Genomic DNA, 20,722 nt, shown 5'->3' with positions numbered 1-20,722 from the left:
AAAGGGCGCTCAGGCGCCCTTTTTTATTGATTCAGAAATATCACTCCCCGGCCAACAACGCCCGGGAACCGGCATGACGCCAGTGGATACGGCCCGGCAGATAAAGCGCGCTCTGTTCCAGCGGCCGTTCGTCGATAAGCGCGGTGACTTTGTCGAAGCTATGCTGCGCCAGTGCCAGGCAGTCTTGCGCGACCGTATCTATCTTCAGCGTCATGCAATCGAACAGGTAGTGATCGTCGAAGCTGCACAGGTGAATGTCGCTCTCCATCAACTGATGCTGCGTCAGATAACGCAATACGCCTTCCAGCAGGCCGCAGGCGGCGGTAAACAGCGCTTTGGGCGGACGCCCCAGCTGTGCGCACAGCTGAGCGAACATCTCGTAACCTGAGCTGGGGTGATAGTTGCCGTTGATGATCCATTCCGGTTTGCACGTGATGCCGGCGCGCTCCAGGCCAAGTTGGAAGCCGGCGAGGCGATCGCGGGTCGGCGAAATGCGCGGCTGCCCGCCGAGAAAATAGATCTCATTCGGATGTTGGCGCGCGACCTTTTCCACCAGGTCGGCGGTCGCATTAACCGAGTCGGTGATCACCAGCGGCAGTTCGGAGCCGGCGATCAGACGGTCCATCTGCACCACCGGTAGCCCGGCGTTGATCTTCTGGTATTCTGCATCGTTCAACTGGCTGGAGGCGACGATCAAGCCATCCACCTGCCGCTGTACCAGACTGTTCACCGCCATCATCTCCTGCGCCGGGTTTTCATCGGTGCAGGCGATCAGCAGCTGCAGACCGGCTTCGCGGCACAGCGTTTCCAGCTCGCGCGAAATCACCGCAAAGCCGTAGTTGGTCATCTCCGGCACCACCAGCCCCAGCGTGTGGCTGCGGTTGGAGCGCAAAGAGCGGGCGTGGATGCTGGGCTGATAATGGTGTTCGTGCGCCAGCGCCAGAACGCGGTCGCGGGTGTCGTCGGACACCCGATATTCCTTGCTGCGGCCGTTCAGCACCAGGCTGGCGGTCGATTTCGACACCCCGGCCAGCGTGGCGATGTCACTGATGGTAATGCGTTTATTTTTTTTCACTGACGCCATCTGAAGTCATCGGAGGATGCGTCATTCTAGCATGCATGGCGTCAGCGGCCAGTATTCCAACGCCAGCGGCGCGCTTCCGGACAGCCGCAGTTGCGGCTCGCTGGCCGGGAAGTAGCGCGCGCTCATCACCGCCTCGCCGCGGTTGATGAAGATCTCCACGCTGGAACGATCGAACAGCAACTGCAGATGCGTGACCGGGCCGCGCCAGTAACGGTGCTCCGGCTGGCCGTCGGCCAGGGAAGTGCGCGTCAGCTGCAGCCTTTCGCCGTCCCAGTTCAGCGTCATTGCCTCGCCAAACGCGGCGCTGAACGCGCCCTGCGGCGTTAGCTGCAGCTCCGCAGTCCCCAGCGCATAGGCGGGGGCATCATCGGCACGGCCTTGCCAGCCTGCTCGCTCGCCGCGCAGCTGTTGCAGCTCGCGCGCCGGGCGCTGGTGGAGGCGGCCATGCCGCAGCGACAGCTCGCGCGGGCAGGTCATGGTGTGGATCCAGCCGTAACGGCGCGTCGGATGGGCTTCTTCATCTTGCTCGGGCACGCCCATCCAGCCGAACAGCAGGCGGCGGCCATCTTCCGCCAGCGTCGTCTGCGGTGCATAGAACTCGAAGCCGGCGTCCAGCTCGCGAAATTCGCCGTGGCTGAAGGCCGGCTGCAGGTAATCCAGCTTGCCGAGCAGATAGCCGGCCTGATAACGGTTGAGATAGCGTTCCGGCTGCGGCGCCAGCCCCTGCGGGCAGCAGATCAACACGTCGGCGTCGTCCAGCGAGAACAGGTCTGGGCACTCCCACATGTAGCCGAATTCACCCAGGTCGTGCAGGCCGGAACCGGCGATCTCGCCCAGCGGTTGCCAGGCGCGCAGATCGCTGGAACGAAGCAGCAGCACCTTGCCGCGATCCTGCAAGTCACGCGCGCCGAGCACCATGTACCACGCATTCTGATGACGCCACACTTTGGGATCGCGTACGTGCCCGCTGTAGCCGTCCGGCAGCGGCAGCACCGGCCCGAGCTTGCGGTATTCGCCCCGATCGCTTTCCTGAGCCAGGCATTGATAGGCAGTGCGTGAGCCGTCGGGGAATTTCACATTGCCGGTGTAGATCAGCGTGATTTTATCTTCTGCCACCACCGCCGAGCCGGAATAACAGCCGTGGCTGTCGTAACAGGCACCTGGTGCCAGGGCGAGCGGCTGATGCGCCCAACGCAGCAAGTCGGTCGACTGCCAGTGTCCCCAGCACTTGTTGCGATGATCGCAGCCCAGCGGATTCCACTGATAGAACAGGTGATAAACGCCGTTGTGCTGGATGAAGCCGTTGGGATCGTTCAGCAGGCCAACGCTGGGCGCCAGATGCCAGGCCGGGCGGTGCGGATCGCGCAGCGCGCGTGGCTGGCCGTTCATGACCGCCTGCATCGCCTGTTTGATTAAGCTGAGTTCTTCCATCATTGCGCGTCCGTTTTATATTTCAACAGGAGGGAGAGTATGAAGGCGGTGCCAAACGCGATCGCCAGGCCGATGATATAGCTGACCAGCGAACTGGCCTGCACAATCGCCATGCCAGGGATCGCCGTCAGCCCGACCGCGTTCATGCCGACGTGGTTGGCCACCACCCAGGCGCCGCCGAGCGCGCCGCCCGCCAGCGCTGCCAGGAAGGGTTTCACGAAGCGCAGGTTGATACCAAACAGCGCCGCCTCGGTGATGCCGAGCATGGCGGAAAAGGCGGAAGGCACCGCGATGGCTTTGATTTTGGCGTCGCGGGTTTTGAAATACACCGCCAGGCAGGCGCCGCCCTGAGCGATGTTGGCCATCGACCAGATCGGCAGCAGGAAGTTGACGCCGATAGTGGGGTTGCCGAGCAGCCCGGCCTCTACCGCGTGGAAACTGTGGTGAATACCGGTGATGACGATAGCGGAATAGAGGCCGCCGAACAGCAGCCCGGCGAACCACCCCGCATGGGCAATCAGCGTGCTGAGCACGAAGGAGATGCCGTCACCCAGCGCGCGGCCGGCGGGGCCGATAAACAGCAGGGCGACAAAGCCTGAGATGACCACCGTCAGGAACGGCGTCAGGATCAGATCGAGCGCGTTGGGGATCACTTTACGCAGCCGTTTCTCCAGCAGGCTCATGAACCACACCGTCAGCAGCACCGGGAATACGGTGCCCTGATAGCCGATCATGGCGATGTCCAGCCCGAAGAAGTTCATGGTGTGGAACCCTCCGGCGACGCCCCAGGCGTTGGTCAGCGCCGGATGGGTCAAAATGCCGCCGAGCGTGGCGCCCAGGTAGGGATTGCCGCCGAATTCGCGTGCGGCGGTGAAGCCGATCAGAATCGGCAGGATAATGAACGCCGCCGAGCTGAACATATCCAGCATGATGAACAGCGCGCTGTTGGCATCGGCCCAGCCGTAGGTTTTCACCATGCCGAGCAACCCCATCAACAGGCCGGAAGCGACGATCGCCGGGATGATCGGCACGAAGATGTTCGACAGCAGGCGGGCGATGCGCTGCAGCGGGTTGAGCTTTTTCGCCGCGATATCGGCGGCTTCGGCCTTGCTGGATTCGCTGACGCCCGCCGCCTTGATGAATTCCGCATGCACCTTGTTGACCAGCCCGGTGCCGAAGATTACCTGGATTTGACCGGCGTTGCTGAAGCAGCCTTTGACGCCGTCCAGTTTGCCGATGGCCTCTTTGTCCACCTTGCTGTCGTCCACCAGCACCAGACGCAGGCGCGTGGCGCAGTGGGCGGCGCTGGCGATGTTCTCTTTACCGCCGAGCAGCGGCAACAGCGCGTTGGCGGTTGCGGTAATGTCCATGTTGTCCCCTTGCTAAATAAAAATGCCGCCGCGCAGTTTGCGACGCAGCGTCGTGAATCGATGTCAGAAGAAATACTTGAATCTGGCGCGCATGCCGTAACGTTGATCGTTGTCGCCGTTGGCGATCTTGTTGTCGGCGTTGGCTTCCAGCAGCGACACATAGGCGCCTAAATACAGATTGAAATTCTTCATATTCATAATGTTAGGTATCTGATACGACGCGTGAACGGTATGGATGTCGTAGTTGCCCGGTTCGCTGAGCGGGTTGTGGATATCGGCGGCGATCCCGGCGGTATTGAACTCTTTGATATTGTTATGGGCATAGATATAACCCAGTTCGAAGCGCCGCCACAGCACGTTCACGCCGGCGGTGAAGTCTTGCTCGCCTGAGGCATCCAGATAGGCGGTGCTCAGGTTGGCCACCACGCCGTTATCCGGGTTGGCGGCGCTGTTGTTCCAGCTCATCGTCATGCCGTAACCGTTGCGCTTGGACTGATCGACGAAGCGGCCCTGGCTGTCCTGATACCCGTAGGCGTTATTTACCACGTTGCTTTCCATTGCCGCCGCGATGCTGAAGGCGTCTTTTTTCCAGGCGATCACCGGGCGCAAATAGGCGACGTTTTTCTTATTGTCCAGGGCGTTGCCGTGATAGCGGCTGTCCTGGAACAGCGAAGTGCCGTCCTCCACCAGCGTGTTCAGCTCGAAATAGACATCACCGGCGTATTTGCTCAACATCAGGTTGCCGCCGCTGCTGCTGCGGCCGCGGCCTTCTTTCATCATGTAGATATAGCCAAAGCCGTCGGCGTACAGATCGTTGGCGGTATTGCCGGAGTATTGAATGAAAGTGTCCTGATTCAGCGGGAACATGTCGTAGGCTTCGAAGCGGCCGATTTTGGTTTGCCAGTTCTTTTCATTGCCGAAGAAGAAGGCGGCGTCATCCAGGTTCATTTTGCCGCTCATGTCTGCCAGCGGTTGCACGCTGAAGCCGGAGAAGTTGCCGTCCGGATTGCGGCGGTAGCCGTCCAGCCCGACCAGAATGCGGCCGTTGATATCCCAGCGTTCTTTGTTGCCAGGCTTCCAGTCTTTGTGGTCGCTGCCTTTCAGCGACGTCAGCTGGCCGCTGCGGCTGGCGCCGTCCAGATTGAACTCCACGTCGCCGTACAGTTTCAGATCATTGAATCCATTCAGTTTCAGTGCGCTGATCGGGGCAATTGGCGTTTGCGGCGCGGCGGTATGCTGCGCAATCTGCGCGGTTTGCCGTTCCGTGTTGGCGGTGCGCTGCTCCAGCTGTTGCGCCCGGCGTTCCGCCGCCGTCGCGCGGGTTTCAGCCTGTGCGGCGCGCCGTTCCGCCTGCGCCAGGCGCTGTTCCAGCGCGTTGAGGCGCGCCTCGATGCTGCCGCTGCCCGAGGCCGCTGCATTGGAAGCAGAGAGGAAAAGCCCTGTTGTTATCGCCAAATAGCTGAGTTTTTTCATCATCGTCTATCATCCGGGTAAGGGTTGTTATTATTTTTTGCTAAATTGCTAAACCGGTTTTTCATGGCGAAAGATAACGATCAAGAAGCGGGCTGGCAATCAAGTTTGCTAACCCGATTCAGCTATTGTGATCGAGTGCGCAAATCGTGGGGAGTAAAAGACCACGGCGCCCAGGGGATCGCCGTGGATGCAGGGGATCAGCGCAGAAAAGCGGTGAGCTCTTCGGCGCGGGGCAGGGCGGTCATGGCGCCTTTGGCGGTGGTGGCCAGCGCGCCGCAGGCCTGAGCCTGGGCGATAACCGCCGGCCACTGCGTTTCCTGCGGCAATTCGTGAAGGCGTGCCAGCGCCGCTAACAGACCGGCGACAAACGCGTCGCCGGCGCCGGTGGTATCGACCGGCACGATCGACGGCGCGCGGAAATGGCGCAGGCGATGCCCATCGTGTACGCAGACGCCGTCGCCGCCCAGCGTCACCAGCAGCAGGCGTGTCGGGTAGGTTTGCATCATCCAGCGGATGCCGTTCTCTACATCGTCAAGGTGGCTGATGAAAGCCAGCTCTTCGCGCGACAGTTTCACCACGTCCGCCAGCAACAGCGCCTTTTGCAGGCAGGGGCGCAGCGCTTCCGGCTGGCGCCAGACCTCTTCGCGGATGTTGGGATCGAAACTGACCCGGCCACCGGCCGCCCGAATGCGTTCCATCGCCGCAAAGGCCGCGCTGCGGCTGGGTTCTTGCGAAAGCGCGATGGAGCAGAGGTGCAGCCATTCGCCCCGTTGGAAAGCCGGCAGATCGTCGGGCTGCAAAAACAGATCGGCGCTGGGCTGCACCATAAACGTGAATGAGCGCTCACCCTGCAGATCGAGATCCACCACCACCGTGGAAGTGTGGTGGTCGGGATCCGGTCGCATATGACCGATATCCACCCCTTCATCGCTCAGTACCTGCTGCAGAAAGGCGCCGAAGCCGTCTTGCCCCACACGCCCGATAAAAGCGCTGTCGCCACCGAGCCGGGCGATACCCACCGCCACGTTCGCCGGCGCGCCGCCGGGGCATTTGAGATAACCGTTGGCATTTTCCGGCACCAGGTCGATCACGGCGTCGCCCAGTACCCATACGCGATTCATCATGCTTAATCCCTATTTTTGTCGTTGTCAGATGGTTAGCTAAAATAGAAGAACCGATTTAGCAAGGCAATGAAATAATCCTCAGAGCCGCTTGGGCAGTGAGGAAGATCAATCTTTCTGCTGGGCTTGGGGGGAGGGAATCTGCCCCGCGAACCAGCGCGGGGCGAGATAGCAGGGCATTTAGCCCAGCTTCGGATAGACGCCGGGACCGATTGGCAAGCCTAGCGCATACCAGACCAGCAGCAGCAAAATCCACACGCTGAAGAACACCAAAGGATAGGGCAGGATCAGCACGTAATAGGTGCCGAGCTGCGCGTCTTTGCGGTAGCGCTGCAGGAAGCCGAGGAACAGCGGCAGGAACGGCGACATCGGCGCCAGCGGCAGCACCGCAGAGTCGGCGATGCGAAAGATCATCTGGGCGAACGCCGGGTGGAAACCGAGCAGCATAAACATCGGCACGAAGATCGGCGCTAAAATTGACCAGATCGCCGAGCCGCTGGCGATGAACATGCACAGGAAGGCGGAGAGGAACATCAGGCCGAGAAATGCCGGTGCGCCACTCATGCCGGCGGCTTCCAGCATATCGGTCAGGCCGACGGCCATAAACTTGCCCATGTTGCTCCAGTTAAAGAACGCCACGAACTGCGACAGCGGAAATACCATCACGATAAAACCCGCCATGCTTTTCATCGGATCGAGCAAGTGGTGGGGAATATCGTCCGGCCGACGGATCTGTTTGGTGACTACGCCATAGGTAATGGCGACGGTGAAGAAGAACAGGATGATGATCGGCACGATACCCTTGATGAACGGGGAAGGGATCACCGAACCGGTGTTTGGGTCACGCAGCGGCGCGGCCTCCGGCACCACCAGAGCGGCGATGATGGCGATAAACACCAGCGCGGCGATACCGCTCATCATCAGCCCCCGGTTTTGCAGCGGGGTCAGCGCTGCGATTTTGTCTTCGGCGCTGCCTTGCCACTTCGGCAGACGGGGCTCGATAAATTTGTCGGTGAGCAGCGCGCCTGCGATGGTCAGCACGACCACTGAGGTGGCCATAAAGTACCAGTTGTCGATCACGCTGACGTGAACCGCGCCATCCACCGCTTTGGTGGCTTCGGTACTGATACCGGAAAGCAATACGTCGGTGGTGACGATCAACAGGTTGGCGGTAAAGCCGGAGGCGACGCCGGCGATCGCCGCCAGCAGTCCGGCTATTGGGTGGCGGCCCACCGCCACGAACATCAGTGCGCCAAGGGGCGGCATCACCACCAGCGCGGCGTCCGACGATATATGACTGAAGAAGGCGATAAACAGCACCATATAACTGGCGTAGCGGGCGCTGACGCGCGAGGCCATTTTGTACATCAGCGCCTGCAGCAGGCCGACCTTTTCCGCCAGGCCGGCGCCTATCACCAGCGCCAAAATAGCCCCCAGCGGCGCAAAGCTGCTGAAGTTATGGATGATGTTGGGAAATATCCACTGCATGCCCGCCACGCTCATCAGATTATTCACCTTGATGAGCTCGCCGGTGGCCGGATTTTTCACCGCCACGTCGAGCCAGGAAAATAGCGCGGTGGCCAGCATAAGCACCAGGATCAAATAGACGAACAGTAAAAACGGATTAGGGATCTTATTGCCGATGCGTTCCACCCAGTAAAAAACGCGTCCGGGGCTTTTATTGATTGGCGTTGTGGCCTCACTCATGATTTTACCCTCTGTGTTTGCTCTGTTGTGTGATTGTTATTATTTGATTTATTTATAATTATGCTTAGTGGCCCGGTGAACCGGGCCCTGTCTGTTCATGCTATTTCAATGGGGAGGGTTTTACCCCCTGTGGGATAGGGCATCGATACGGCTGTTCGGCGCGTTGGTGCTCAAACTCGCTGCGGCAGCTCGCCAGCAGGGCGCTGTCGCTCAGCAGATCGATGGCGGTCGCCGCCATCACCTTGCCGGCCAGGCACATGCCCTTATGGGCGATAGCGGTGCGGCCCTGCGCCACCAGTTGCCAGGTGTGCAGAGGAGTGCCGAGTGCGAAACAGGGGCTAAAGCATTGGGCGGTTGGCGCCACCCAGCTCACGTCGCCAACGTCGGTAGAACCGTACAGCAGGTCGTCGGACTCCACATAAGGAGCGACCTCGTCCATCAGCACCTTATCTCCCAGCAGTTGTACCCACTCGCGCCCGGCTGCGCCGCCGGTGCGGGCTATGTTGAGTTTGGCGTTGCGCAGATCGTCGCGGCTCAGCGTCTGGCGGATTTCCTCGGCGAAGCGGCGTTCGGCGTCGCTGTACTCGGGCAGACCGAAATCACACAGGTTTTGATACATCGCGCGTTCAAGACTGCGGTTCGGCACATAGTTGGAGCAGGCCTTGTCGAAGCGCACGTCCATCTGAGTGTCAGTCATCAGCGCTGCGCCCTTGGCGATGTTAATCACCCGTTGGTAAATGTCCTGCGCCTGGTCGAGCTGCGGCGCGCGGATCAGGTACAACACCTCGGCGTCGGCCTGCACCACGTTGGGGGAGCTGCCGCCGGTGTGGGTGACCGCGTAGTGCAGTCGCGCTTCTTGCACGATATGTTCGCGCAGGAAGTTGGCGCCGGTATTCATCAGCGTCACCGCGTCCAGCGCGCTGCGCCCCAGGTGTGGCGAGTTGGCGGCATGGGCGGCGACGCCCTTGAAGTGAAACGCCGCCTGAATGTTGGCCAGCGTGCTGGTGTTGAACATGCCGCTGAAGCCTTCCGGGTGCCAGGTGAGGGCGGCGTCGACGTCGTCGAACAGGCCTTCGCGCACCATAAAGGTTTTGCCGGAGCCGCCTTCTTCGCCCGGGCAGCCGTAGAAGCGCAGGGTGCCGGTCAGCCGGTTCTGCTGCATCCACGCCTTGGCGGCGAAGGCGCCCGCCAGCGCCGCGGTGCCCAGCAGATTGTGGCCGCAGCCATGGCCGTTGCCGTTTTCCACCAGCGGCTGCGGCGTGGCGCAACCGGACCGCTGGCTCAGCCCGGCCAGCGCGTCGTACTCGCCCAGCAGCGCAATGACCGGGTGGCCGCTGCCGTAGCTGGCGATAAACGCCGTCTCGATGTCGCCCACGCCGCGTTCGACCGAGAAGCCTTCCTGTTCCAGCGCATCGGCCAGCAACGTGGCGGAATAGGTCTCGTTGAAGCGCGTTTCCGGGTGATCCCAAATCGCGTCGCTCAGCGTGCTGAAGCGGGGTTGACGTTGGTCAATGTAGTCGTCGATAAATGCCTGCAGTTCTGAGTTGCTCATGCTCCGCTCCCGAATGTCGGCAGGTTCAGCGCCAGCGACGCCAGCGTTTTCACCGCCACCGCCATCACCTGTTCGTTGAAGTCGAATTTCTCGTTATGGTGCCCGGCGCTCAGCTCGGTGCCGAAAATGACGTATGAGGCCTGGCCGCCGCGGGATTTCACCCGTTCCATCATGTAGGTGGCGTCTTCTGAACCCGCCGCCTGTTCGCGGCGATCGACCACCGAGGTCAGCTCGGTTATCTGCTGCGCCTGGCGGCGGATATAATCCACCCACGGTTGGGTCGGTTTGCTGCTCTGCGCCGCGCCCATCAGCGCGATGTCGCAGGCGACGCCGTGCATTTTGGCGGCGCCTTCGATGGCGTTCAGGGCCTGCTGATAGACGAACGTATTGATCTCATTGGTGGCGCCGCGCGTCTCCACCTTCATAAACGCCCGATCGGCGATCACGTTGCGGCCGGTGCCGGCCTGCAGCACGCCGACATTGATGCGTGAGCTGCCTTCGCTGTGGCGCGGGATGGCGTAAAGCCCTAGCGCAGCCTGCGCCGCCGCCAGCAGTGCGTTGCGACCGTCTTCCGGCTTGGCGCCGGCGTGGGAGGCGACGCCGCGGAAGGTAACGTCCAGCTTGCTGGTGGCCATAAAGCTGTCGCTGCCACATACCAGCTCACCGGCCGGCACGCCGGTGCCGATATGCACCGCGGTGAAGAAATCGACGTCGTCCACCACGCCGGCCTCCACCATCGATTTTGCGCCGCGTGTGCCTTCCTCCGCCGGCTGGAAGATCAGTTTGACGGTGCCGCTAAGCTGGGACTCCAGGCTTTTGAACACGTGCGCCAGCCCCAGGCCGATGGTGGTATGGCCGTCATGACCGCATGCATGCATCATGCCGCTGTTGCAAGAGGCGAAGCCTTCACGGAACGGCAGGTGTTCGGGTTCCAGCAATTCGTTGAGATCGAGGGCGTCCATATCCACGCGGTAGGCGATAGTCGGGCCGGGGCGGCCGGTATCGAGCGTTGCGACGATGCCGGCGAAGCCGCCGGAAAAATGCGGCAACCATTTTTCCAACGCGCCCTGATTGCGGGCGCGCAGTTCCTGCGCCTCCAGCTCATCGGACGAGGGCAGTCCCATGCGCGCCTCGGCCTTGATGACCTCGCGGCCTAGCTGCAGGCGGTAACCCAGCCGATCGAGTTCTTCCGCCACCAGGGTGGCGGTGCGGAACTCAAACCAGCCGGATTCGGCATAGCGGTGGAAGTCGCGGCGCCAGGCCTGCAATTGCGGGTACAGATCGGCCACCAACATCGAAAGCGAATTAGTCATAGTGATATCTCATAAGTTATCGCGCGCTGGATCGCTCCAGGCAGCAGTTATGCTCTGAACTGAAATCAGACGGTGATGCTCTTGCAAATAAAAAGGTGTATTTGGTTACTAACTGCCGTGAATGGCGCTTATTGGCGCAGAAAATGCGCTTAATTAAGCGAAATAAGAATTTGGTTATTTATTATGTTTTTTCCGAATGTACACAATGGAATCTGGCTAAATAAGATGCCAATATCTTGCTATTGATAAATAACGGTTATCGCCTTTCGCCTATGCCAGCCTCGATAAAATTGCACCAATTACGTGCATTTGTGGACGTTAGCCGCCAGGGCAGCATCCGCGCCGCTAGCCGTACCTCACGCCTTTCCCAGCCTGCACTGACCAAAGCCATTCAGGAGCTGGAAGAGGTGCTGGGCGCCAAGTTGTTTATTCGCCGTAGCCAGGGTGTGGTATTGACCGACTGTGGCGATAACTTTTTCCAGCATGCCAGCCTGATCCTTGAGGAGCTGCGGGTGGCGCAGGAAGATATTCAGCAGCGGCTGGGGTTGGCGGGCGGCACGGTGAATATCGGCGTTGGTGGCAGCATTGCGCGTACTGTGATGCCGCAGGTGGTCACTCAGTTTCATCGTGAGTATCCCAACGTGAAGGTGCGCATCGTCGAGGGGCAGCTGGTGTCGATGATCCCTGAACTGCGTCAGGGCGAGCTGGATTTTACCGTCAATACCTACTACCCCAGCAGCCTCGACAACGAGTTGCAGTACGAACGGCTGATGGAAAAAGAGTATCGGGTGGTGGTACGTAAAGGGCATCCGATGGAAGGGGCAACCTCGCTGAAACAGCTGCAGCACTGCGACTGGACCATGCCGACGCCGAAAGGCAGTTATTACCGGCTATTGCACGATCTGTTCGGGGACTTGGGCATGGCGCCGTCGATCAGCGTGACCTGCGAGACCTTTATGGCCTGTACCAGCCTGGTGGCGCAGAGCGATTTTGTCAGCATTCTGTCGGTGGACGTGATTTCGGATCCGATTCTGGGCAAGCATTTGGTGCCGCTTGAGCTGGAAGAGAGTCTGCCGAAAGCGACGTTTTATCTTATCCAACGCAAGGACACCACCCTGACGCCGATGGGCGCGCACTTGGCGCGCCTGTTTCGTCTTTATTGTCGGTGATACCGAGGCCCCATCGGGGGCCTGGGTATCAGAAGGCGATCGACCCCTGCACGAAGAAGGTGCGTGGTTCGCCGACGTACTTGCCGAAGTTATTGTCGTTGGAGCGGGTAAAGTAGCGCTGATCGAACAGGTTTTTTACCCCGGCGCCCAGCGTCAGGTTCGACAGCTGCGGCCCGAAGTTATATTCCCCGCGCATATTCCACACCATGTAACCGGCGATGTTGCCGAACTGGCCATCGGCGCTTTCCTGCGTGATGTACTCCGGCCCGGTGCCCGGCGAATGCTGTTTCGACTGCGCATAACCGTCCAGATTCCATACCCAGCTGCCGGTGGCGTAACGCGTGCCGACGGTATAGACCTGGCGCGAGTAGAACGGCAGATCTTTACCGGCGAAGTCGCCCTTGTCGGTGCTGGCTTTGGTGTAGGTATAGCTGGTGTAGACGCTGGCGCCGTCGAGCGCCCGATTCAGCTCGCTGAGATCGTAGCTGAGCGCCAGCTCGATGCCTTTGTGCTTGGTGGCGCCCATGTTGGTCCAGCCCACGTCGTTGCTGATGTACTGCAGCTGGTTATCGAAGTCGATGTAGAACAGCGTGGCCTCGGCCTTGACCACGGTGTCGTCGTAGCGGGTGCCGAACTCATAGGTGCGCGCTTTTTCCGCCGTCAGCCCCGGCGCCGGCTGGTTGCCGTTGCCGCCTTTGGTCAGTTGGAAATACTGCATGCTGCCGAACGAGGTGTTGGCGTTGGCGAACAGTTTCCAGGCGTCGGACAGGTGGTACATCACGTTCAATGACGGCAGCGGCTCGCTGTAGCTTTTCTCGCGGCTGATGTTGTTGAACGAATCGTCCACGTGGGTGCGAATGCTTTCATAACGCAGGCCCGGCGTGACCGTCCAGTTGCCGACGTTAATGGTGTCGTCGATATAGAACGCGTTGGCTGCGGTACCGCCGGAGGTATGCTGGTAATAGTCCGGGGTATCCGGCGTCGAGCCGATATTCGCCGGATTATACCAGGCGGAACGCGATGCTTTTTCGTCCATGGTTTCATTCAGGTAGCGGTAACCGAGGGTGATCTCGTGCGCCATATTCCAGAAGCGAAACAGCTGCGAATAGCTTGGTTCGATCGCCCAGGTTGAATAGTGGCGCGGATAGGAGACCATGCGCCGCTGGCCCGCGTTTTTGCCGGTGCCTTCCGATTCGATGTTGCTGCCGCGGTAGCTGTCGGTGAAGTAGGTCAACACTTCGAACTGCTTGTCGTCTTCCTGATGTTTGTATTTGAACGACATATCCTTGCGGCGGCCTTCGAACTGATCCCACGGCCGCGTGGACTGGAACGGGTTCTGCGCGTATTGCGCGCTGCTCAGCCCGCCCGGCATGCCGGCTTTGGCGTCGTAGTAGTGGAAATTGGCCAGCAGTTCGTCGCGATCGGTGAACGCATAACGCGTTTTCAGCATGAAATCGTCGATGTCGGTGTTGTCGTTGTTGTCGCGGTAGCCCTGGCCGTGCAGGCCGGAATAGAGCAGCTCGGCGCCGAGGCCGTTGTCTGCGGTGCCGCCCACGGAGGCGCTGGTCAGGGTCTTCAGGCCGCCGTGGCTGGCGCCCTGGGTTTGTACGCTGGCGGTGCCGCCAAACGTTTTGGGAATGTCGCGGGTAACGAAGTTGATCACGCCGCCGACGTTTTGCGGCCCGTAGCGCACCGCACCGCCGCCGCGCACCACGTCCACCGATTGCAGGTTACCGATCGATAGCGGCGCCATCGACAGCTGCGGCTGGCCGTAAGGCGCAACCGCCAGCGGGACGCCATCCATCAGAATGGTGGAGCGCGGAGAAAGACGCGATGTCAGGCCGCGCACGCCGACGTTGAGCGAAATATCGCTGCCGCCGGTGCCGTTGCTGTCGCGCACCTGCACGCCGGGCACACCGCGCAGGCTGTCGGCGATGGTTTGGTCGCCTTGCTCATGCATCTGCTGCTGGGTGACGATGGAACGCGCGCCCGGATGGTTGAGCAGCACCGAACTGGTATCAGGGTTGTCCAGCCAGTTGCCGACGACGGTCACGGTGTCGGTATCGTTCTGAGATGAGTTATCAGTAGCAAGGACAGGGAATGCGACGGCGATGGAAGCCGTCAGCAGGGAAAGCCGAAAAAGAGGTGACATAATAATGCCTTAAGAGTTTCAGACCCGGATGTGTTTTTTTAGAAAAGACAATCTTAATGATAATTATTGGCAAGTAAATAGAATTGTTACGGGATAGTTAAGTGGGTAACTAAATAATGAATGCGGGAAACAGGACCCGACTGGCGGGCCCTGCGGGAGGTTATTGTGGCGTAAGCCAGAAGACGCCGCTGTAATCCAGCGCGGTGAATTTCTGGTGCACCATTTCGATATCCGCTTGCGGATCAATATCTTTAAACAGCGCCGGGTGCAGGAATTTGGCGATCGCTTCAACCGCGATAAAGTTGAGCGGTGTGTCGTAAAATTGATGATAAATCGCCATCACGCGTTTTTCTTTCACCGCTTTCAGCACGTTAATACCGGTACGATCCAGCAGATGCGCCAGTTTCTTTTGGCTGGTGGCCATATCGGTGGTGTAACCCAGCGGTACCGCCAGCGTGCCGCGATGGCCACGGCTCCAGTCGGCGCCGGTCAGCAGATAGAAATCCGGGTTGCTGCTGATCACCTGCTCGACGTTCACTTCTCCGCCCATGTCTGAAAACAGCTTGCTGCCGATATTGTTGCCGCCGGCGGTATCGATGAACTGGCCGAAGCTGCCTTTGCCGAAGGTGTTGCAGCACTGTTCGCCTTTGATGCCGGCGCTGCGCTCGATGAAGACGCTGGGGCGCTGCTCCGGTTTCAGCGTGGCGACCCGCTGGCGCACCAGTTCGAGGCGTTGCTGATAGAGGCGGATAAAAGCATCGGCGTTGGGCTGCTCGTCAAACACTTTTCCCAACAGCGCCATGCTGGCGACGGTGTTGGTCAGCGGCTGCTGGCGAAAATCGATGATCAGCACCGGGATGCCGACTTTTTCCAGCTGGGTCAGCACGCCGCTGTCTTTCAATTTGCTCAGCAGGCCGATGTCGAAAATGATCAGATCCGGTTGGCGCACCACCGCGCTTTCCACGCTGAAATCACTGGTGTAGGGGTTGTCGAAGGTGGGGATCTGCATGACCTGCGGGAATTTTTTCGCGTAGGCCTCCACCAGATCCGGCGCTTTGACCTTCAGCGAGTTGTCCCAGGCGATGATGTTTTTCAGCGGCTCCTGCGGATGCAGAATATTCAGCGCCAGCAGCGCACGGGCATCGGCCAGGATAACGCGTTTGGCCGGTTGCGGCAGGGTGACCTGGCGGCCGGCGACATCGGTGACGACGATCGGCGCGGCTTGAGCGGTGCCGGCCAACAGCAACACACAGGCGGCCAACCAGCGGCCGGCTTTAGCGATAAGAACAGCGGGCATGAAGATCCTTGGGTAATCGGCGAAGAACGAGAACGCAATGATAAGCGATATCCTTTCGCTTTTTGAACTCCCTTGATGCCGATAGATCATCCCTGGCCCATCAGCGGGTCGCTGACGCTGTGCTCACCGTCCTCCAGCCGCCCCGCCAGGCGTCGCAGCCAGCCGGGGCCTCGCAGCGTAAGATCATACCAGCCGCCGCTGGTGCGGGCGTCAAACGTTTGCTGGTGGCTGCCGCCCGCAGGCAGCGTAATAGGCCACGGGCCTTGCTGAGTGTAAGGGCAGCGTTCGAGGGTGACCGCTATCGCTTCGGTGCCCGGATTATTCAACTGCAGCTGCAGGCTGCGGCCCGTTGGGCGCAAACGCACTTCCGGCTGCGGCCGACTCAGGACGCCGCGCAGCTCGCGATGAAAGCCGTTGGGGCCGAGCAGCCATAGATGGTACTCATTGTCCGCCTGCCAGTCGTCGCTGACCGCCTTGCCGGCCTCGACGGTATAGCGGCGCGGGATTTGCGTCAGGTCTCGCCGGTCGTAGACGTGAAATACCGCTCCCTGCTCGCCGGTATTGAACAGGTTCAACGTCACGCGGCGCTGCTCGGTCGCGACGGTGGCCTCGACGTGCAGCTGGTAGGGCAGTGCGCGGGAAGGGCGCGCCAGGCGGCGTTGGTGCGGCAAACGCTGGTGGGCGGGCGATGGCAGCGGCACCTGCGGCAGCTGTTCCTGGCGCTGGCGCAGGCCATCGGCGGCGTGGCGGCCGGTGGCGGGCAGGCTTGGCAGCGCTTCGCCGTTAGGGTCGACAAAATTGAACGCTGAGGTGAGATCGCCACACACCGCGCGGCGCCAGGCGCTGATGTTGGGTTCATGCACCTGAAAGCGCTTTTCCAGGAATTGCAGCACCGAGGTGTGATCGAAGACCTGCGAATTGACCCAGCCGCCGCGGCTCCAGGGCGATAGCACCAGCATCGGCACCCGCGGGCCGGGGCCGTAGATGCGGCCGTCCGGCGGCGGCTGATCCTGCGAGCCGGGCGGCGCCACGTGCTGGAAGATCTCGGTATCGAACGGCACCGTCGATTTACCGGCGAAGCTGCCGTCTTCGCGCAGCGACGGCGCGGAAGGTGAGGGCATATGATCGAAAAAGCCGTCGTTTTCGTCGTAGTTGACCAGCAGGACGGTTTTGCTCCACACCTCCGGGTTATCGGTCAGCGCGTTGAGGATCTCTTGCGTGAACCAACTGCCCTGCACCGGGCTGGAGGGATCGGGATGTTCCGAATAGGCCGCCGGCGCGATGATCCAACTGACCTGCGGCAGTTTGCCCTGCTGCACGTCGGCACGGAATCCGGCCAGCATGGCGTCCAGATCGTTGCCGTCGGCGGCCGGCAGGGTGTTGCCGTTGCCCTTGTACAGCGGCGCGGTCGCGTTGAGCTCGTCGCGATAAGGTACGAAGGCGTTGAAGCCTTTCGGCGGCCGCGCCGGGTTGCCCACCTGAATGCTGGCGGCGCGGTATTGGCGGAAGCCCGCCAGCGGGTTGTCGGTAAAGTTGTCCGGCAGGAATTGGTACACCTTCCAGCTGACGCCGCTCGCCTCCAGCCGTTCCGGATAGGTTGTCCACTGGTAGCCGATCTCCGCCGGGCCGGGGCTGTCCCACTCGTTGACCACCACCGCCACGTCGGCGGCGGACGGGCCGTTGGTGCCGGTCCAGTGGAACAGCCGGTTGGTGTTGGTGCCGGCGTGGATAGCGCAGTGATAGGCGTCGCACAGGGTAAAGGCGTTGGCCAGTGCGAACTGGAACGGCAGCTCCTGCTGGCGGTAGTAGCCCATCGAGGCCGGCGTTTTGTAGGTGGGCCAGGCGCTCATGCGGCCGTGATCCCAGGCGGCTTGCTCATCCACCCACGAGTGCGGCGTGCCAGTGACGCGCTGTGCGTTGCCGCGTTTGCTGTCCAGATGGTAGGGCAGCACCAGCCGCTCGGCGCCCTGCTGCTGCCAGACGAGGCGATCGCCGGGCAATGGGATGGTAAAGCGATCGCTGAAGCCGCGTACACCCGGCAGGGTGCCGAAGTAGTGGTCGAAAGAGCGATTCTCCTGCATCAGGATCACCACGTGTTCGACGTCGCGCAGGGTGCCGGTGCGGTTATTGGCGGGAATGGCCAGCGCTTTGCGAATCGAGGCGGGCAACAGCGTGAAAGCCGATCCAATGGCGGCGGCCCGCAGTAGGTCTCTGCGAGAAAGGTCAGGCATGCGTCGTTAATCTCCGTCAGTGTGCTTTGAAGATAGCCGCTGACGACGATAATGGCGAAAAATAACAGGGAGATGAAAGCGAGGAAACAATGCTCCCTGGCGGGAGCATTGGGGGGTAACGCTTACTGCCTGATCAGGCGGCCGAGCGCTGGCGCCGTTTCGAAATCGCTGCGGAAGGGGTTGATGTCCAGGCCGCCACGGCGGGTGTAGCGCGCGAACACGCTGAGTTTTTCCGGGCGGCAGCTCTGCTTGATGTCGTTGAAAATGCGCTCGACGCACTGCTCGTGGAATTCGTTGTGCTGGCGGAAGGAGATCAGGTAGCGCAGCAGGCTTTCGCGATCGATTTTGCGGCCTTCATAGTGGATCACCACGCTGCCCCAGTCCGGCTGGTTGGTGACCAGGCAGTTGGATTTCAGCAGATTGGAAGACAGCGTCTCCGCTACGTGCTCCCCTTGATCGGCCGCGCCGCTCAGGTATTCCGGTTTGAAGGCGAAGTCGTCGACCGCGATATCCAGAGCGTCGATGTTGATGCCCGGCAGACGATCGATCTGCGCCGGATAACCTTCCAAACCCGGATAGAGCTTGACGGTGACCTGGCCATTGGCCGCCTGCGACAGATCCTTCTGCATGGCGGCGCTCACCTGTTCCACGCTGTCGAAGCGCGTTTGGTTGAAGCTGTTGAGATACAGCTTGAACGATTTGGATTCGATCAGGTTGGAAGAAGAGTGCGGGAAGGTAAATTCGCCGATGCCCACCACCGGTTTGCCCTTGCCGTTGAGCCACGACAACTCGAAGGCGGTCCACAGATCGAAGCCGCTGAATGGCAGCTGCTGCTCGTCCACGCCGATCAGATCGCGGCCGCGCGCGCGCGGCAGGGCTTCGAGCAATGCGGGAGCATATTGATCCGGATAATCGGAGTTCGCGCCAAGATGGGTGATCTTATCTTGCTTTTGGATATGCATATTCATTGCCCTTTGCTTGTTCGGTATTGATGTAGCGGTTAAACAGACTGCGGGTGGCGTAGATCGGCCCGACGCCCAGCAGGGCGTAAACCACCTTGATCAGGAACTGCGACAGGATCATGGTTTTGATGATGTCCCAGCTCAGCACGTTGTAGAACGCCAGCGTACAGAACACCACGCTGTCGATGGCCGACGCCACTACGGTACTGGTGATCACGCGCACAAACAGGTAGCGGGAGTTGGTCAACTCTTTGATTTTGCAGAGCAGGTAGGAGTTGACGTTCTCGGAGATCAGATAGGCCGCCGACGAGGCCACCAGCACCGCCATGATGCTGTGCACGATACCGTTGTAGGTCTCGCTGTACTCCCACTGCGGAATACTCGGCACCAGCGTTGTTACCCAGACCCCCAGGACGAAGGTCAGATTGGCGATAAACGAGATGATAATCGTGCGCCGTGCCAGCCGCAACCCGTAGAATTCGTTGAGGATATCCACCAGAATGAACGTGAGCGGGTAGATGAAGATCGCCGGCGGCGTGATGAGATTCAGCACCGGGATTTGGATCGGCTTGACGCCGCACAGCGTTGAGAAAATATAAATCACGCTGAGCGCCACGGTAATAATCAGGTAGGCGTACCAGGAGCGTTCGTGGCGATCGCTGAGCTCGTAGGCGGTTTTTTGTTGGTTGTCGCCATAGAGTTTGCGGTACAGCGCCTGCAGCTCGTGCCGGCTCAGATCTTCTGATATTTCGCTGTCGGCCAGCTCATTCAGCCCCATGGTAATGGTTTTGCCGGTGGCCAATACCATGACATTGGCCGCGATGGTGCCATGCCGGGTGAAGCCCAACAGCTTGAACTTCTGATTCGGTTCCATTTATAACCTTTCTCCAACGATGTAACCCAGGAATTGCACGGTGTCCTGAGGGCGTTTGTCCATGCTTTCGCTGTCTTTGTCGTCAACCACAAAGAAGCCGCGTTTTCCCGAGTGATACAGCAAAGGTGAATCGCAAATCAGTACCGGCGGCCTTTTGATGATGATGACCTCGCCGGGAATAAATGACCCTTTAATTTCGGTCTCTATTTTCATTGCCAACATGTTCGACTCATCGCCGAAGAAATAAGTCAGAGGAAACTCGGTGACCAGCTGCCCGATCTTGCGCTGCGAGACGGCCAGATAGCGCGACTGGGGGATCACCGGAATGGCGGAAGGGTTCTTGTTGCCTTCGGTGGACAGCGTTTCGTTGAGCAGCTCCAGTTTTTCCAGATCGTAGTCTTCGATCTCTTCACAGGAGACACCGAAGAAGTCGGAGATCCGATTCACGGTGGATTGCTGAACGTTGTTCACTCTTCCGTCAAGAATTTTGTAGAGGGTAGTGCGCGTCAGGCCGCTGCGATTGGAAAAGGAAGCCTTGGTTTCACCGCGGGTACGCATCAGATATTCAATATTTTTAATGATGTTGATTTTGCGCTGTGCGTTGGTGGTTTTCATTGGCTGTCCTTACAAACATTACGCAGGCTTCACTATATCTTACGCATTGGCGTTGTCCAGATAAAAAGGCGCAGACGAGCGGGTAACGAACTGATTATTAGCGGTAATTATTGTTTACCGTCAGCCGTTTAGCGCAGTGATGTCAGCGGGGGTAGCCTGCTTCCTCTGCGAAAAAGATAAAGCCGTGCAAATCAATTGATTAGGTTTTACTTATAGAAAAGTGAACACAAAAGCCGGTTTTATGTTTACTTTTATGTTGACCAAAGCCGATTTCATGGGCTACTGTTCATGCAAGCTGAAGTTTTTCTTTACGATCAAAATACGGAAGCCGACAGTTTTTATAATAAAAAGCTCAGAGGGGGCATTGCCAC

The 20,722-nt window shown here is 59.8% G+C and carries 15 protein-coding genes; 1 reads left to right on the top strand and 14 read right to left on the bottom strand.

Translation table 11 applies throughout. From position 1 onward, the window contains the following. Positions 1 to 40: 40 nt before the first annotated feature. The 8 genes from ACJ8J4_RS23435 to ACJ8J4_RS23400 form a co-directional block, all read right to left on the bottom strand. Positions 41 to 1,084, bottom strand: a complete 1,044-nt coding sequence (locus ACJ8J4_RS23435) for a LacI family DNA-binding transcriptional regulator (RefSeq protein ID WP_197836027.1) — start codon at positions 1,082 to 1,084, stop codon at positions 41 to 43. Between the two features lie 21 nt (positions 1,085 to 1,105). Further along, the gene (locus ACJ8J4_RS23430; RefSeq protein ID WP_197836095.1) at positions 1,106 to 2,515 is read right to left on the bottom strand and encodes a sucrose-6-phosphate hydrolase; all 1,410 of its coding nucleotides are present in this window, start codon (positions 2,513 to 2,515) and stop codon (positions 1,106 to 1,108) included. After that, positions 2,515 to 3,885: a sucrose-specific PTS transporter subunit IIBC gene (locus ACJ8J4_RS23425; protein WP_043142125.1), complete on the bottom strand. Its 1,371-nt coding sequence runs from the start codon at positions 3,883 to 3,885 to the stop codon at positions 2,515 to 2,517. Before ACJ8J4_RS23425 ends, ACJ8J4_RS23430 begins: the two co-directional genes overlap by 1 nt. Positions 3,886 to 3,948: 63 nt before the next feature. Then, positions 3,949 to 5,358: a carbohydrate porin gene (locus ACJ8J4_RS23420; protein ID WP_025304278.1), complete on the bottom strand. Its 1,410-nt coding sequence runs from the start codon at positions 5,356 to 5,358 to the stop codon at positions 3,949 to 3,951. 197 nt (positions 5,359 to 5,555) lie between these two features. Next, a complete protein-coding gene (locus ACJ8J4_RS23415) occupies positions 5,556 to 6,482 on the bottom strand; it encodes an aminoimidazole riboside kinase (RefSeq protein WP_025304277.1) in 927 nt (308 codons plus the stop codon). A gap of 177 nt (positions 6,483 to 6,659) precedes the next feature. Then, complete coding sequence (gene abgT / locus ACJ8J4_RS23410) at positions 6,660 to 8,186, bottom strand: p-aminobenzoyl-glutamate transporter (RefSeq protein WP_025304276.1); 1,527 nt, start codon at positions 8,184 to 8,186, stop codon at positions 6,660 to 6,662. Positions 8,187 to 8,286: 100 nt separating this feature from the next. Further along, positions 8,287 to 9,738: a M20 family metallopeptidase gene (locus tag ACJ8J4_RS23405; RefSeq protein ID WP_025304275.1), complete on the bottom strand. Its 1,452-nt coding sequence runs from the start codon at positions 9,736 to 9,738 to the stop codon at positions 8,287 to 8,289. Then, positions 9,735 to 11,051, bottom strand: a complete 1,317-nt coding sequence (locus tag ACJ8J4_RS23400; protein WP_025304274.1) for a M20 family metallo-hydrolase — start codon at positions 11,049 to 11,051, stop codon at positions 9,735 to 9,737. Before ACJ8J4_RS23400 ends, ACJ8J4_RS23405 begins: the two co-directional genes overlap by 4 nt. A 272-nt stretch (positions 11,052 to 11,323) precedes the next feature. Here ACJ8J4_RS23400 and ACJ8J4_RS23395 point away from each other — a divergent pair, with 272 nt between their 5' ends. Further along, positions 11,324 to 12,220, top strand: coding sequence for a LysR family transcriptional regulator (locus tag ACJ8J4_RS23395; protein ID WP_025304273.1), 897 nt, complete (start codon positions 11,324 to 11,326; stop codon positions 12,218 to 12,220). A gap of 28 nt (positions 12,221 to 12,248) precedes the next feature. Here the strand turns inward: ACJ8J4_RS23395 and ACJ8J4_RS23390 are convergent, their stop codons facing one another. The 6 genes from ACJ8J4_RS23390 to ACJ8J4_RS23365 all read right to left on the bottom strand — a co-directional run bounded on the left by ACJ8J4_RS23390 (position 12,249) and on the right by ACJ8J4_RS23365 (position 20,351). Then, on the bottom strand, positions 12,249 to 14,372 hold the full coding sequence (locus ACJ8J4_RS23390) for a TonB-dependent receptor family protein (protein ID WP_043142139.1): 2,124 nt from the start codon (positions 14,370 to 14,372) through the stop codon (positions 12,249 to 12,251). Positions 14,373 to 14,532: 160 nt separating this feature from the next. After that, on the bottom strand, positions 14,533 to 15,669 hold the full coding sequence (locus ACJ8J4_RS23385; RefSeq protein ID WP_025304271.1) for an ABC transporter substrate-binding protein: 1,137 nt from the start codon (positions 15,667 to 15,669) through the stop codon (positions 14,533 to 14,535). Positions 15,670 to 15,755: 86 nt separating this feature from the next. Continuing rightward, the gene (locus ACJ8J4_RS23380) at positions 15,756 to 17,900 is read right to left on the bottom strand and encodes a phosphocholine-specific phospholipase C (protein ID WP_197823149.1); all 2,145 of its coding nucleotides are present in this window, start codon (positions 17,898 to 17,900) and stop codon (positions 15,756 to 15,758) included. A 122-nt stretch (positions 17,901 to 18,022) separates the two neighbouring features. Next, positions 18,023 to 18,862: an NADPH-dependent 7-cyano-7-deazaguanine reductase QueF gene (queF, locus tag ACJ8J4_RS23375; RefSeq protein ID WP_197823158.1), complete on the bottom strand. Its 840-nt coding sequence runs from the start codon at positions 18,860 to 18,862 to the stop codon at positions 18,023 to 18,025. Continuing rightward, positions 18,840 to 19,736: a queuosine precursor transporter gene (locus ACJ8J4_RS23370; protein WP_004937338.1), complete on the bottom strand. Its 897-nt coding sequence runs from the start codon at positions 19,734 to 19,736 to the stop codon at positions 18,840 to 18,842. The genes queF and ACJ8J4_RS23370 overlap by 23 nt, the downstream gene beginning before the upstream one ends. Then, complete coding sequence (locus ACJ8J4_RS23365) at positions 19,737 to 20,351, bottom strand: helix-turn-helix domain-containing protein (protein ID WP_025304268.1); 615 nt, start codon at positions 20,349 to 20,351, stop codon at positions 19,737 to 19,739. Between the last annotated feature and the right edge of the window lie 371 nt (positions 20,352 to 20,722).

Origin of the sequence: Serratia sp. CY47280 (genome assembly GCF_052168655.1) — a bacterium.
Taxonomy (GTDB): Bacteria; Pseudomonadota; Gammaproteobacteria; order Enterobacterales; family Enterobacteriaceae; genus Serratia; species Serratia bockelmannii.
This window is presented reverse-complemented; position numbering and strand designations above follow the sequence as displayed.

Coding starts and splice junctions, on each gene's coding strand:
- ACJ8J4_RS23380 (WP_197823149.1), bottom strand. CDS start 17,900: ATGCCTGACCTTTCTCGCAGAGACCTACTGCGGGCCGCCGCCATTGGA.
- ACJ8J4_RS23395 (WP_025304273.1), top strand. CDS start 11,324: ATGCCAGCCTCGATAAAATTGCACCAATTACGTGCATTTGTGGACGTT.
- ACJ8J4_RS23365 (WP_025304268.1), bottom strand. CDS start 20,351: ATGAAAACCACCAACGCACAGCGCAAAATCAACATCATTAAAAATATT.
- ACJ8J4_RS23435 (WP_197836027.1), bottom strand. CDS start 1,084: ATGGCGTCAGTGAAAAAAAATAAACGCATTACCATCAGTGACATCGCC.
- queF (WP_197823158.1), bottom strand. CDS start 18,862: ATGCATATCCAAAAGCAAGATAAGATCACCCATCTTGGCGCGAACTCC.
- ACJ8J4_RS23430 (WP_197836095.1), bottom strand. CDS start 2,515: ATGGAAGAACTCAGCTTAATCAAACAGGCGATGCAGGCGGTCATGAAC.
- ACJ8J4_RS23420 (WP_025304278.1), bottom strand. CDS start 5,358: ATGAAAAAACTCAGCTATTTGGCGATAACAACAGGGCTTTTCCTCTCT.
- ACJ8J4_RS23370 (WP_004937338.1), bottom strand. CDS start 19,736: ATGGAACCGAATCAGAAGTTCAAGCTGTTGGGCTTCACCCGGCATGGC.
- ACJ8J4_RS23390 (WP_043142139.1), bottom strand. CDS start 14,372: ATGTCACCTCTTTTTCGGCTTTCCCTGCTGACGGCTTCCATCGCCGTC.
- abgT (WP_025304276.1), bottom strand. CDS start 8,186: ATGAGTGAGGCCACAACGCCAATCAATAAAAGCCCCGGACGCGTTTTT.
- ACJ8J4_RS23415 (WP_025304277.1), bottom strand. CDS start 6,482: ATGATGAATCGCGTATGGGTACTGGGCGACGCCGTGATCGACCTGGTG.
- ACJ8J4_RS23405 (WP_025304275.1), bottom strand. CDS start 9,738: ATGAGCAACTCAGAACTGCAGGCATTTATCGACGACTACATTGACCAA.
- ACJ8J4_RS23385 (WP_025304271.1), bottom strand. CDS start 15,669: ATGCCCGCTGTTCTTATCGCTAAAGCCGGCCGCTGGTTGGCCGCCTGT.
- ACJ8J4_RS23425 (WP_043142125.1), bottom strand. CDS start 3,885: ATGGACATTACCGCAACCGCCAACGCGCTGTTGCCGCTGCTCGGCGGT.
- ACJ8J4_RS23400 (WP_025304274.1), bottom strand. CDS start 11,051: ATGACTAATTCGCTTTCGATGTTGGTGGCCGATCTGTACCCGCAATTG.